Origin of the sequence: Aneurinibacillus migulanus (assembly GCF_001274715.1) — a bacterium.
GTDB classification, from domain to species: domain Bacteria; phylum Bacillota; class Bacilli; order Aneurinibacillales; family Aneurinibacillaceae; genus Aneurinibacillus; species Aneurinibacillus migulanus.
Genome location: NZ_LGUG01000004.1, coordinates 1,993,331 through 2,006,813, shown reverse-complemented (window position 1 = coordinate 2,006,813; position 13,483 = coordinate 1,993,331). Strand labels below are relative to the sequence as shown.

Annotated in this window: 11 protein-coding genes and 1 pseudogene; 4 read left to right on the top strand and 8 right to left on the bottom strand. The window is 41.9% G+C overall.

Going from position 1 to position 13,483, the window contains the following annotated elements; genetic code table 11:
* Window positions 1-48 precede the first annotated feature (48 nt).
* The 3 genes from aroD (at window position 49) to pdaA (ending at window position 2,382) form a co-directional block, all read left to right on the top strand.
* Window positions 49-873 carry a type I 3-dehydroquinate dehydratase gene (aroD, locus tag AF333_RS11625; RefSeq protein ID WP_080787825.1) on the top strand — a complete coding sequence of 275 codons (825 nt, stop codon included), beginning with the start codon at window positions 49-51 and terminating at the stop codon, window positions 871-873.
* A gap of 40 nt (window positions 874-913) precedes the next feature.
* A complete protein-coding gene (locus AF333_RS11620; protein ID WP_043066962.1) occupies window positions 914-1,459 on the top strand; it encodes a shikimate kinase in 546 nt (181 codons plus the stop codon).
* 143 nt (window positions 1,460-1,602) lie between these two features.
* Complete coding sequence (pdaA, locus tag AF333_RS11615) at window positions 1,603-2,382, top strand: delta-lactam-biosynthetic de-N-acetylase (RefSeq protein ID WP_043066963.1); 780 nt, start codon at window positions 1,603-1,605, stop codon at window positions 2,380-2,382.
* Window positions 2,383-2,459: 77 nt separating this feature from the next.
* On the opposite strand, the pseudogene AF333_RS11610 reads toward pdaA, so the two are convergent.
* Window positions 2,460-4,577: pseudogene (locus tag AF333_RS11610) on the bottom strand (heavy metal translocating P-type ATPase); the annotation flags it as partial.
* A 299-nt stretch (window positions 4,578-4,876) separates the two neighbouring features.
* Here AF333_RS11610 and AF333_RS11605 point away from each other — a divergent pair.
* Window positions 4,877-5,497 carry a superoxide dismutase gene (locus AF333_RS11605; RefSeq protein WP_043066965.1) on the top strand — a complete coding sequence of 207 codons (621 nt, stop codon included), beginning with the start codon at window positions 4,877-4,879 and terminating at the stop codon, window positions 5,495-5,497.
* 152 nt (window positions 5,498-5,649) lie between these two features.
* On the opposite strand, the gene AF333_RS11600 is transcribed toward AF333_RS11605, so the two are convergent.
* The 7 genes from AF333_RS11600 to AF333_RS11575 form a co-directional block, all read right to left on the bottom strand.
* Window positions 5,650-6,549, bottom strand: coding sequence for a c-type cytochrome (locus AF333_RS11600; protein ID WP_043066966.1), 900 nt, complete (start codon window positions 6,547-6,549; stop codon window positions 5,650-5,652).
* 122 nt (window positions 6,550-6,671) lie between these two features.
* Window positions 6,672-6,899 carry a hypothetical protein gene (locus AF333_RS35050; protein ID WP_235496387.1) on the bottom strand — a complete coding sequence of 76 codons (228 nt, stop codon included), beginning with the start codon at window positions 6,897-6,899 and terminating at the stop codon, window positions 6,672-6,674.
* 20 nt (window positions 6,900-6,919) lie between these two features.
* Window positions 6,920-8,260 carry a sigma-54-dependent transcriptional regulator gene (locus AF333_RS11595; protein ID WP_043066967.1) on the bottom strand — a complete coding sequence of 447 codons (1,341 nt, stop codon included), beginning with the start codon at window positions 8,258-8,260 and terminating at the stop codon, window positions 6,920-6,922.
* Window positions 8,223-10,442: an ATP-binding protein gene (locus tag AF333_RS11590; protein ID WP_052812175.1), complete on the bottom strand. Its 2,220-nt coding sequence runs from the start codon at window positions 10,440-10,442 to the stop codon at window positions 8,223-8,225. Before AF333_RS11590 ends, AF333_RS11595 begins: the two co-directional genes overlap by 38 nt.
* Before the next feature lie 3 nt (window positions 10,443-10,445).
* On the bottom strand, window positions 10,446-11,435 hold the full coding sequence (locus AF333_RS11585) for an ABC transporter substrate-binding protein (protein ID WP_043066968.1): 990 nt from the start codon (window positions 11,433-11,435) through the stop codon (window positions 10,446-10,448).
* Between the two features lie 134 nt (window positions 11,436-11,569).
* Window positions 11,570-12,127: a YkoP family protein gene (locus AF333_RS11580; protein WP_043066988.1), complete on the bottom strand. Its 558-nt coding sequence runs from the start codon at window positions 12,125-12,127 to the stop codon at window positions 11,570-11,572.
* Between the two features lie 243 nt (window positions 12,128-12,370).
* Entirely contained in the window at window positions 12,371-13,216 is an 846-nt protein-coding gene (locus tag AF333_RS11575) for a metallophosphoesterase (protein WP_043066969.1), read from the bottom strand.
* Between the last annotated feature and the right edge of the window lie 267 nt (window positions 13,217-13,483).

Below are 13,483 nucleotides of genomic sequence, written 5' to 3'. Positions count from 1 at the left end.
TTATATTTTTTACAAATAGGATTGCAAGTTTATAAAACGGCATGTAGAATGAGTTCAATTATTTTCATTAACGAAAGAGGATTGATTATCATCGAAACGATAAAACAAATTGAACTGACTGACAAGCGATTAGGTGACGGTAAACGACCACTCATATGCACACCGTTAGTTGGAAAAACACAGGAAGTCATTCTATCTGAAACAGAGAAAATCCTCGCCAAACAGCCTGATTTGCTGGAGTGGCGCGTCGATTTCTTTGAAGGGATCTCTGATACGTATGCCGTTATCGATCTGGCCAAAAGCATCAAGCAGATGGCAGGAGATACACCACTTATTTTCACACGACGTTCTTTCAAAGAAGGAGGAGAGCCGATTTCTTTATCGGAGTCTGAAGTGGTAAGCCTGTATTCGGCTATTTGCGAAAGCAGAAACGCAGACATTATTGATTACGAATTAATCAATACGAAGGAAGATATCAATCATTTACGAAACGTTTCAAAGGAACATGGCATTAAAATGATTATGTCATATCATAACTTCGATTGTACGCCAGAAGTCGGTACATTGAACAAAAAACTTATAGAAGCAGAGCGCATGCAAGCGGATATCGCAAAAATCGCCGTTATGCCAAATCATCTCGAAGATGTCCTTACCCTGCTGCGCGTTACGCTTGACGCCAAACAAAAACTGAAAATACCGGTAATAACAATGTCGATGGGGGCGTACGGCTCCTTGACCCGTATGTTCGGAGGCGCTTTCGGATCTGCGGTTACTTTTGCTGTCGGAGAAAACAGTTCAGCTCCTGGGCAGGTCCCTATTGAAGACATGAAGACAGTGCTTGCTATCCTGCAAAGGGCAATAGACGAAAAATAAAGCAATCACCAGCTAATCAACGAATAGGAGCAGAACATACATGAACAAGGAAACAGACATTCCTGTTAAAGAGAAAAATATCGTATTAATTGGCTTCATGGGAGTAGGAAAAACAACCGTAGGCCAACTCATCGCTAATAAGCTAAACAGGGACTTTATAGATATCGATCAGTATATTGAAGAAAAATACAATATGCCCATTCCGCAAATGTTTAAAGAGTTAGGCGAACAGCATTTTCGCAAAATAGAAAAAGAAACCGTTATCGATATTTGCAAAAATCAGCATGATAAAATCGTTTCTCTAGGAGGCGGGGCTTTTCAGCAAGAGGAAATCAGAGAAACATGCCTAACCAGCTCTTTTGTGCTTTTTCTTGATTTATCATGGGATTCCTGGAAAGAACGGATGGATATACTCGTCGATAACCGGCCGGTATTACACAATCGAACGCTCGATGAGATCCATGAATTGTTCGAAAAGAGACAACTCGCGTATTCCAAACACCATCTTAAAATCCGTACTGACGATCAAACTCCGGAAGAAGTAGCCGACTCGATCGTCAATAAGTTAAAATATAGAGACATGTAAAAAATCAAACATAGGAGCAGATGGCAGGTTTTGCCGTCTGCTTTTCATTTTGTGGCAAGGCACATAACTTCTCGTTCTTGTTGGAAACCTATCTCCAACGGCTTTAAACAAAAAGCTACATATATTTGGGAGTGAATATGTGAATGAAACGTGTACTTTTCTTCATTGCTCTAGTTTTGCTTGTTGTTTCATTGCCGCTGTACGCAGCAGAGGGTTATCGGGATACTCCTTACCACTTCGGCTTTAAAAAGAGCAAAAATGGCCAACTCCCTTCCATTGACGAAGAAGGCTTCAAGGATATTGTAGAAAAGCATGGAGCTATCTTCCTTGGTGATACAACAAAGAAAGAATTGTATCTCACATTTGACAATGGTTATGAGAACGGCTATACGGCTCAAATTCTTAATACGCTAAAGGAAAAAAGGGTACCGGCCACCTTCTTTGTCACTGGGCACTATATTAAAGACCAGCCCGACCTCTTAAAACGAATGGTAAAGGAAGGTCATCTAATTGGAAACCATTCCTGGAGCCACCCGGACATGAGCCAAATTTCTAACGATAGGATTAAAGAAGAGTTGGAAAAAGTGAAGGAAGGAATCGCTCAAGTTACCGGACAAAAGGAAGCGCCCTTCCTGCGACCGCCCAGAGGAATTTTTAGCGAGCGAACGCTGGCAATAAGCAGGCAACTTGGATATACAAGTGTCTTTTGGTCCCTTGCTTACAAAGATTGGGATACAAAGGCGCAAAGAGGCTGGAAATATGCATACGATAATTTCATGCGACAGCTTCACCCGGGCGCAGTGATTCTGCTTCACTCGGTTTCCAAAGACAATGCTGACGCAATGGGGAAAATCATTGACGACGCGCGCAAACAGGGATATGAATTTAAAAGCCTGAACCAACTTCCCTCTAAAAAACAGTAGACAAGATAAGGTTCAAACTTATTGTTACACCACCCAATAAAATCCTAAAAAAACTCGCGAGGCATGCCCGCGAGTTTTTACTTTATATCGTTCACCTTTGTCACTCTCATGGAATTCAACACAGCTAATATAGTTACACCAACATCTGAGAATACAGCCTCCCACATCGTTGCAATGCCAAGCGCACCGAGCAGCAAGAAAAATCCTTTGACCGCTAATGCAAATATGATATTTTGCCAGACGATTTTCCGGGTATGTTTGGCGATGGTAATAGCGGTGGCTATTTTTGAAGGCTCATCTGTCATAATGACAATGTCTGCTGCTTCAATTGCCGCATCGGAACCCACTCCTCCCATCGCAACACCCACATCAGCCCTTGCCAGAACAGGCGTATCATTAATGCCATCACCAACGAATATCAACTTTTCCTTTGTACCTTTTCGTGCATCTAACCCTTCTAGCTTCTCGACCTTATCTTGCGGAAGCAGTTCAGCATATACTTCATCGAATTCCAATTGTCTTCCGACCTTTTCTGCTACACGTTGCACGTCGCCTGTTAGCATAATCGTTTTTTTGATGCCTAGTTTTTTTAATTGCTGGATGGCATGCTTCGCATCTTCTTTCGGTTCATCAGAGATGACGATGTACCCTTCGTATGTTCCATCTATTGCAATATGCACCACCGTACCGAATGTATCCGGAACAAAAAACTCTACATGCGACTTCTCCATCAGTTTTGCATTTCCTGCAAGCACCGTTCTACCCTGAATTTTTACTTTAATACCATGACCAGAAATCTCTTCATACTCTTCCACATTATCTTTGTGTATGTCTCTTCCATACGCTTGCAGAATGGATTGTGCAATAGGATGGTTAGAGTATGATTCCGCAACAGCAGCGTACTCCAAAAGCTCTTCTTTTGTTCGTTCGCCCCGAGTCTGAATATCCGTTACATGAAATACGCCTTTTGTTATCGTACCGGTTTTATCAAAAACCACATATTTTACATCGTTAAGTGCCTCGAGATAGTTACTTCCTTTGACCAAGATCCCCTTTTTGGATGCCGCGCCAATTCCTCCGAAAAATCCTAATGGGATAGAAATAACAAGAGCGCATGGACATGATATAACAAGGAATACCAAAGCGCGATATATCCAATCAGCAAAAGATTCACCAGAAATCAGCAAGGGGGGCACAATTGCCAGCAACAAGGCACCCAGCACGACAACAGGTGTGTAATAGCGGGCAAATTTTGTAATAAAGTTTTCTGTCGATGCTTTTCGGCTACTGGCATTCTGTACAAGATCCAAAATTTTTGACACGGTGGACTCACTATATGCTTTTGTAACCTTTATGGTCAATACACCGTTTTTGTTAATGCACCCGCTTAATACTTCGCTTCCAGGTCCCGCTTGCTTTGGCACGGATTCACCGGTTAACGCAGACGTATCAAGCATTGAATTTCCTTCAATAACTTCTCCGTCTAACGGGATTTTTTCACCTGGTTTCACAAGTATACTATCGCCGACTCGCACTTCTTCCGGGGAGACGGTTTTGATTTCATTTCCAATTTTAACATTCGCATAATCCGGCCGGATATCCATGAGAGCACTAATGGATTTGCGGGAACGATTAACTGCAATTCCTTGTAGATACTCCCCCACCTGATAGAAAAGCATTACACCGACCGCTTCCGGAAATTGCTTGATACAAAACGCGCCGACTGTCGCAATAGTCATCAAAAAATTCTCGTCAAACACTTGCCCTCTTGTGATATTTCTGAGTGCGCGAAACACTACATCTCCGCCGACAATCACATAACTTAGCAAAAACAGAGAAAGTTCAAGCGGAAGAGGCAGCTTTGCCAGTCCTGCTACGAGCGCAATAGCTGCTCCAAGCCCCAGCCGAATCAACGTTTTTCTCGTATTGTTCGCATTATGCTCATGTGCATGTTTGTTATGGGAGTGCTTATTTTCTTCTGTAGCTCGTATATGCGGTTCTAATTTATGTATCGTTGCTTTCGCCTGCTTTACTACATGCTGTGCATCTGTCCCATCCTTTACTTGTATCATCAATCGCCTTGATACAAAGTCCACGCTTGCTGTTTCAACCCCCTTCAGCTCTTGGACTTTCCCCTGTATTTTATTAGCGCAGTTCGCACAATCCAGCCCCTCTAACAATAATTCTTTTCTTATCGCCATCGCTCATTCCCCTCCTTACTTTATTCGTTTATCCGTGTGTAGAATTACACAACATATACGCTATGCAAGCTTTAGTTAACAATAATTTTGAAAACATGAGCATGTATTCATATATTGATTATATTGTATTCTTAGTATTTGTCAATCGTTACAATAGCAATTATTTCATCCGTTGCAACGATAATAAAACAAATGTATTTTTACCTAAGTAAAAAAATTTTACTAAAGGAAACTTTTGATGTATAGTAGTAATCGAAATACACTTTGCAATAAAAGGAGGACTACACGCTACAATGTTTACGTTACCAACCTTATCTTACGCATACGACGAGCTTGAACCTTATATCGATGCCAGGACGTTGGAAATTCATCACAGCAAGCACCATGCCACATACATCAATAATCTAAACACCGCTCTTGAAGGCTATGATGCATTAGCTGATAAACCCATTGAATGGTTATTAAGCAATCTGCATAATATTCCCGATTCCATTCGGACCGCAGTACAAAACAATGGGGGCGGTCATTACAACCACTCTCTTTTCTGGTCAGTCATGAGCCCAAATGGAGGAGGAAAACCTTCAGGTATGCTTGCCGAAGCGATTCAAACCTGTTTCGGAAGCTTTGAAAATATGAAGGAAATGCTATCTACAGCCGCTATTAGCCGTTTTGGCAGCGGATATGGTTGGCTTGTTTTACACAACGGTAAGCTAGAGGTAATAAGTACCGCAAACCAAGACACTCCACTTACCGAAGAAAAAATACCACTCATGATTATCGACGTATGGGAACACGCTTATTATTTAAAATATCAAAACAGGCGGCCTGAGTTCGTTACTGCATGGTGGAATGTTGTAAATTGGAACGAGGTAGAAAAAAGGTACCAAGAAGCGAATCATTTTTTACCCAAGTAAAAATATTTTCCTTCAGTAAAAAATATGCTATACTAGCATTACCATAATGTAACTTCTCCTTATGTACACGTATACTTCCACAATATGTGCTGCGGAGAAAATATGGTAAAATAAAATGCCGCCTCATATAAGGGCGGCATTTTGTTCTCTACTTAGTACTTAACATCTTTAGGTTTGTTTCCTTTCGGCCAGTCATTCTTCTTACCAGTAAACTCTGGACGCTCCTGTGCTAACAAGTAGGCAGCTAAATCGGCGGCCTGTTGCTTGCTTAATTCTCCAGGCTTTACGCCTCCCATTTCCGCCTTGGGCATATTTTTTTGAATATACCCTGTCATTTGCGAAATCCTTGCCAATCCTGCACCGTCATTGAATGAATGCTCACCCCAGACCGCAGGACCTGACGCAGGACCTGTTCCGGAACCATCAGTTCCGTGACAGGCCAGGCAAGACTGCTTATATAGTTTCTCGCCGTTCGCTTTATCGGGCGTAATTCCTTCAAGCGAAACTTTACTTTTGCCACGCCATGGTATATCCGCGCCAGTTGGGATTCCTTCTGAAATATACGTAAGGTACGCGATCATGGCAGTCATTTCCTTACTTCCCGCTTCCAGTGGCTTTCCGTTCATGCTTCGTTTGAAACATTCGTTAATACGATCTTCCATTGTAATGACCTTGCCTTCACGATCACGATATTGTGGATGCACTGCGGTTACTCCGACCAATGGAGAAGCTATTTTGTTCGTTCCTCCATCCGCATGACAGCTAATGCAGGATAAATTATTACCTACATTTTGTGGTACAGTTGCCTTCGTATCTGTTACCATTTTATATCCAAGCTGAATAGCCTCTCCCAATTCCCCCTTGGGCGCATCTTCAAGCTTCGGTGGATTAAATGCAATCTCCTTAGTTGCCGGTGTTTGCTCGGTAGCATTTTTGGCTGGTTCACTCTGGCTGGTTGTAGCTGTACCGCAGCCGGCAAATACTAAAGAAGCGGCTACCAACATAGGAAATACTCCATATTTTCTTTTCTTTTTCTCTTTCTCTCTGTTCATTGCTTCCACTCTCCTTATTCGGTAGTTTCTTTCCTTCACTCTTTTCAATAAGCAAAATACATGCCAAAAGAAAAAAGCAGAGAACACGGACGATAGCGTGCCTTCTGCTTAATATAACTATGTCATTTTGTCACAGTACCAGGACAAAATGTCATGGTTACTATATAAATTACACTTGATATTTTGACAGTGGAGTGTGGTTGGAAATAGGAGATTCGGAAAAAAGAAGAGGTTGGATGCGCCCTGCGCTCCAGCAGAAGAAAGGCAAACGTGTCTTTTTCCGACCGCTCCCGCCCACCGTCCTTCCTTCTTTTCTTACCTCCCACCATAAACATTTGTCGATTTATCAAATCAGATGTATATATATAGCTTATATGTGATACTCTGCCAATTTTCGATATAGATTACGGACGCTAATACCAAGAATACGCGCTGCATGTGTTTTATTACCATGACAAAATTCCATTACACGTCCTATATGTTGTCTTTCTATCTGGGAAAGAGAAAGCCATTCTTCTATACTTTCTTCCTCTTTACTACTATCTACGTCAGGAATTAACAAGTCTTCTGTTTTGATGACATTTCCCCTCGCTAAAATTACTCCCCTTTCCAGCATATAGGCAAGCTCTCTTATGTTCCCGGGAAATGTATAGCGCATAAGCGCATGCAGTGCCTTTTCATCTACACTTATCTGTTCTCTTCCTCTGCTTTGTGCAAGAAGATGCTGTACCAATAAAGGAATGTCTTCCTTCCTTTCCCTTAAAGGAGGAACGGATACACGCATAGCATTCAATCGATAGAATAAATCCTCACGGAAACGCCCGCGTGCTACCTCATCCTCCAGCGTACGGTTCGTTGCTGCGACAATCCGTACGTGTACCCATCGCAGCGACGAATCACCTACCCTGCGAAACTCTTCGCTTTCCAGAAAGCGAAGCAATTTAACCTGTACGCTTTGCGGCATTTCTCCAATTTCATCGAGAAATAATGTTCCCTGATCAGCCAATTCCACAATTCCTTTTTTATCGGATACAGCTCCTGTGAATGCCCCTTTGACATGACCGAATAATTCCGATTCGAGCAAGCTTTCCGGCAAAGCCCCAGAATTTACTGTAATGAATGGTTGTTCCGAGCGCTCTCCCCAAAAATGAAGTGCGCGTGCTACCAACTCTTTTCCTGTACCGCTTTCTCCTTCGATGAGAACCGGTATTTCACTGCTTGCCAGCTTCTGAATCAATTCCGTTAACCGTTGCATGCACGGACTGTCACCAATAATGGAGAAGTCCTTCTCTTTAGAAAGCAGTACACGCTGTAATCCATGGTTTGTTTCATTCAGCTGCTTCTTCTCAAACGCTTTATCCAGCACCGCTTCCAGTTCAGATAGCGCATATGGTTTGCTCACATAATCATATGCTCCCATCTTCATCGATTCGATAGCCGTTTCTATCGTACCGTGCCCAGTTAACATAATCACTTCCATACTAGGATACTTTTCTTTTGACTGCCTGAGCAGTTCGATCCCATCCATACCGGGCAATTTTATATCATATATACCTACATCAAAAGAGAAAGCATGCAACAGCGCCAGCGCTTCTTCTGCCGAAGCTGCTAGTTCTACGGTGTTTCCTTTTCTTCGTATACGTTGCGCCAGCAAGTCTAATAAATCTTCCTCATCATCCACGATAAGTACCTTGATATTTTTCTTGTTCATCTTGAACCTCCTTCCTAATCGCCGGCAATTCTATCGTTGCAGTGGTTCCCTGACCTTCGGTGCTTTTCACTGTGATGGTCCCTCCCATTCTCGTAATAATGCCATAACAAATAGAAAGACCCAGACCGGTTCCTTGACCAACTGGCTTTGTCGTGAAAAAGGGATCGTATATTTTCCCTACATATGCAGGAGAAATTCCGATTCCATTATCTATGACATGTACCTGGACGTACCCACCCTTTGCATGTATTTCTACTGTAATCACGCCTTGTTCACCTATTGCATCAAGCGCATTTTGCAGCAGATTCACAAAGACTTGTGTTATCTGCAAAGCATCCCCTTTTATGTATGGCACATTTGGTTCTATAGACGTTGATATCATTACTTGTTTTTTAGTAAATGCATGGGACAGTAAGGAAACACTCTCTTTGCAAATGTTTGGAAGGTAAATATACTCTTCCTGCCATTCCGATTTCCGCGAAAAATTCAGCAATTTTTGCGTAATTTCCTTCGCTCTGTCGACATGTTTACAGATTACATTCAAATATCGTTCCACTTCTTCAACATCCAGCAGGCTCTCTCGCTGCGTATGTGTTTGATCCACCAAATCTTCCGCATACACTTGAATGGTGGCTAATGGGTTATTAATTTCATGGGCAAAACCGGAGGCCATTAAGCCAAGTGCAGATAGTTTATCCGCTTGCATCGCAATATCCTCCATCCGTCTTTGTTCTGTAATATCTTCGATGACAAGCAAGTAATCTGGTTCGCCTTCCGCAGCATACCTTAATTGGTACACATTATGCCGAAAAATCCTTTCTTTGTTTGTTAGCATAAGGTGGGTAACAATATCCGCAGATAATTTTTCATTCTCGGATCCTTGCAGTGGACATTGTCTACATATAGCGGGCGTTCCTTTTAGCACTTGATAGCAGAGTGTTTTTTTATCGGTTGCTGCCTCCCCAAGCCATTCTCTTACAATGGGATTCGTCCAGGCAATACGGCAATCTCGAGTAATTAACGCAAGGCCGATACCCATATTATTCACGATTGCATCCAGTCTCTCTTTTTCCTGAAGGAGCTTCTTCCCCTGACTTTCCAGACGCTCTGTCATTTCTCCAAAAACAGTAATTAAATGGCCGAGCTCGTCTTTTCTTCTTATAAAAATGGGCTCTTTCGACCGTCCATGTCCTACGCTACGGGCTAGCTTCTCCAAATACTCAATCGGGCCGGTAAAAAAAAGGCTGAGGAAAACGCTTATGACAGAGGCTCCTAATACAATAAGAAGTAAAAATGCCAACAGCTTAAAAAACAAGGTACGAACAGGAGCAAAAGCACTCTCAACCGGCTCTTCTACAGCAATCCCCCATCCTGTTCGAGGAACGATTGCGTATACCCCAAGCACTTCTTTGCCGTTATAGCTAGCATACTGACTAGGGATCGGAAGAAGTTTTGGATTAGACACCCTCATAAAGTGACGGACAACAAAACTTTCATTTACCTGTTTTCTTTGCAGAACTTCCGTAAAATCATTGTGCCCGATAAGATTTCCTCTGGAATCGAAAATAAATATTGCTTCTTCCTTCTTATCGCTCACTTCCTCTAGTAAGGTCAGCACACTTTGCAAACGAACTTTTACGCCTATGCCGCCACGAAATGTTTTGCCGTCTTCTGAAAATATCGGAACTGCTATTTGCATATACGGAATATTATTTGACTGGAATTGCACCGGACCATAATATTCTTTTTTCTGTTTTAGCTCATCTAGCAGTGTTTCTCCCTGCCAGCTTTCTTCCCGGTCCTCTTGCATGATTTGAAAACGATGAACTCCGTACTCTACCTTGCCTCTATGATTAAACACAACTGCTTCTTCGGCAAGCGGAACTTTTTTAAGCATACGATACAGGATGGCCTGCCTATCCTCAGCGACAGGAGTAGCTAGAAGCGAAAAACGGGTCGTTTTTAGCCTTTCTTCTGTACGAAAGAGGAAGAACTCCATTTTTTGCGCAAAGCGTTCTGCTGTTGATTCATTTTGCGTTTGAACACTTTTCTCCAAATCCTGCTTTGTAAAATATAAGAAGTACATGCCGATAATAAGAGCCGGAACGATCGATATGAGAATACTGATCAGTAACACGCGAACTTTGATACGGTAAAACCTGGGGATTCGTGAACGTTCCATTTTTCACTCCCCTCCAGCAAAAATATCTTCACCGTAGCTCAGCCCGATTCTCGAAAAGGAGATGTCAATATTCTCAGCCGCAGCAATATTGATTTTTAAACTCACAGTATCCGGCAACTCAAACGGAACGGTTTTGCTGGACTTTTCATTTACCATTCGCAACACTAAGCGCGATGCCTGATACCCTTGATTTTCATATGAAACGCCGTAGGATGCCGTATACCCTTTTTTTACTTCCGTCTCAGTCAGACCCATTATCGGGACCCGTTTTTGAGTGGATAGCTGCTGAATCGCTCGGTTTTGGGATTCAATATAGTGGCTTGGCAGCGTAAGAATCGCCTCATGTCCCGTAAAATGTCTCTGAGATAACTGTTTAATATCAGCCTCGCTGCGAATCGATACAGCTTCGAAGGAATATCCGCATCTTGCTGCTGTTTCTTCTACACGCTCTAGCGCCAGCTCACTTGCTTTTACGCCGGGGTCATGCAGCACAACAAACTGCTCCCTGTCCGGAAACAAGAGCTGCAATAGCTCCATTCGCTTTGCTATCAATTCAATATAGCCGTTCTCCACCCCTGTAACCGGTATACCTTTTGCTTGATAAGCAGATTGGATGTCAGAAACGCCAGGCGAAGTAATGCCAATCAATACGACGGGACGCTTGGCTCTCTGCTCCATCGTCTCCGCGATGGCAAGCCCTTCAGCCACTCCTGTACCTACCACGATATCAGGCCCTTGCTCTATAAGGCGTTCCGCCTGCTTCTTCAGCTCGACCATATCGTTTTTCGCATTGTATATGCTAAACGTTACGCTCCGCGTATCCATTCCTAAATCATTCAACCCTTTTTTCATCCCCTCCACCTTTTCCAAGCGCGTATCTCCGGCTACCAATATGCCGATGTGTACAGCTGTCTGCTCCTCGCGGGAAATTGAGCATCCCGAAAGTAGGAATATGATGCAAAAAACGTAAATAAAACTACTATATTGCCCCATTTCTTTTACTCCTGATACATCAGAATTTTACTCTTATTATAAATAAAAATTTTTAGTAAAAATGTAACAAAATACAAAAGAAAATGAACAAAATAAAAAAGCGGGTATATCTCCCCGCCTAAAAACCTTTCAAGCTATGCATCCTGCAAATACTTGCCCAACAATTGTTCTTTCGACATAACGAGAAACTTTGGCACCATGTTCTCTTTTTTCCTATGATGTTGTTTGTTTAAATGAAACAGGAGAAATAATGGCTTCATGTAAAATTGTTTCGCTCGCCTATAATGTGAATTCTCTATGTCCTTTACTTCAAACCCTAGCCTGCTGACACCCCGATGTAGCAGGGTAATTCCGATGATGCCTTTAATATCATCTTTCCGCGGATGATTACGGATGAAGTCAACAAGACCTGGCATTGACTCCTCGACACGTTTATACACATACAGAGCCCGTTTCGTATCATTGTTCATATTCATTGTTTCTCCAATCAGCAAACAATTATGCAGATGGATTTTAAGCAGCGTATCATTCGTCCGAATAGAGGTGCCATTTGTAAGAAACAGTTCTCTTCCGCGATACGTGAGAAGTTTTACCCGAAAAATGTTTTTTGCTTCCTGATTTACATATTCCAGCCGGGAACAGTAAAAATAAACTTTATCTAACAGCGACCAAGCTTTTATTAGGATATTCAATGTATCTATCTCCCCTTCTCTGCATCCGTTGTAATGCGTACTGTAGAACATAGCTATGTGCTTACTCCCATTAAGTATGCAGGAAGTTCTTTGCTTACCCCTTCTAAAGATAGCGTTGATTTCCGTTATGTTGTTCTGTACTGCCCATCTTTATTCACCCTGCTCTATAGATTAGGAAAAGAACGTTTCTCATTGCCAGATACTAAAAAAAAGCTTCCAAACGACTAAGTCGTTCAGAAGCTTCTAACTGGCACGTGTCACGCTTTTATTTTCTTTTCCTTTTAATGTATGGAGCGTAATTTCAGGCCGACATCCTGTACGAATGTTAATCCCGGTTTGGCCCAATCCTTCACTAATATAAAATGGCTTTTCATTATGATAATGAAGTCCTTTAATGATGTTCATGCGTGCCAGTTTCCCCATTTTCACCAAATGATACGGTTTTGGCCAATGGATTTGTCCGCCGTGAAAATGACCGGAGAGCAAATAATCGAATGGAGCATCCTTCATCTGAAGTACTACATTCGGATCATGAGTCAACACCAAATTAACTCCCTGATCCACTCCTCTGTACGATTGGACGAGATTGCTACGCCGGGTACTGAAATCATCAATACCGATAATATTAAGCCTTGTATCTCCAAGATGCAGCGTTCTATTCTCGTTTTGCATCACGATACAGCCATGGTTTTCTAACGTTTTACGAAAAGATTCCAGGCTGCTTTTACGAAGCAAATAATCATGATTGCCAAAAACTACATATATACCATAAGGAGCCTGTATTTTCTTTAGTATCTCGATATATTTCATAAACGGTTGAATATTTCTTTCGCGCTCCAGTTGATCTCCGGTTAAAGCGATCAAGTCGATTTTCATATCCTTTATCTTGTCATAAAGATTTTCAGGAGTAATCGACAGGTTCTCGATGTGCATATCAGAAAGATGTAAGATATTCAGCTCTTTATCATTAGGAAAATCAACGTTCACTTCCACTTTCTGTATAGCGACATCAAACGTATTACGATATGCTGCCCTCAAGGCTAAGAATAATACTAGAAGCAAAATAATGCCAAGAATAATCATATACATCCTCCTCTCCAAATTAAATAAGGACATTTATATATGATAAGGGGAATAACTGTTTATGGAAAGGCTGAAATACTGGATTCTATTCCTTTTAACGGTTACTTGCAACTTTTTGTTGACATTGCTAACTATTGTATGTATTATGTAAGGCATAAATATAGAAATCTCCTCACAGTAAGCAAGAGAATGGTTTTTATTGCTAATGCTCTGTAGAAAGGAGGAAAATACTACTGATTATTTTTGTAATCATTAATCCGACTTTTCCTATAA

Bases quoted from the DNA above. Each gene is read 5' to 3' on its own strand.
- pdaA (WP_043066963.1), top strand. From the start codon at position 1,603: ATGAAACGTGTACTTTTCTTCATTGCTCTAGTTTTGCTTGTTGTTTCA.
- AF333_RS11620 (WP_043066962.1), top strand. From the start codon at position 914: ATGAACAAGGAAACAGACATTCCTGTTAAAGAGAAAAATATCGTATTA.
- AF333_RS11585 (WP_043066968.1), bottom strand. From the start codon at position 11,435: ATGGGGCAATATAGTAGTTTTATTTACGTTTTTTGCATCATATTCCTA.
- AF333_RS11575 (WP_043066969.1), bottom strand. From the start codon at position 13,216: ATGTATATGATTATTCTTGGCATTATTTTGCTTCTAGTATTATTCTTA.
- AF333_RS11595 (WP_043066967.1), bottom strand. From the start codon at position 8,260: ATGAACAAGAAAAATATCAAGGTACTTATCGTGGATGATGAGGAAGAT.
- AF333_RS11590 (WP_052812175.1), bottom strand. From the start codon at position 10,442: ATGGAACGTTCACGAATCCCCAGGTTTTACCGTATCAAAGTTCGCGTG.
- AF333_RS11600 (WP_043066966.1), bottom strand. From the start codon at position 6,549: ATGAACAGAGAGAAAGAGAAAAAGAAAAGAAAATATGGAGTATTTCCT.
- AF333_RS11605 (WP_043066965.1), top strand. From the start codon at position 4,877: ATGTTTACGTTACCAACCTTATCTTACGCATACGACGAGCTTGAACCT.
- aroD (WP_080787825.1), top strand. From the start codon at position 49: ATGAGTTCAATTATTTTCATTAACGAAAGAGGATTGATTATCATCGAA.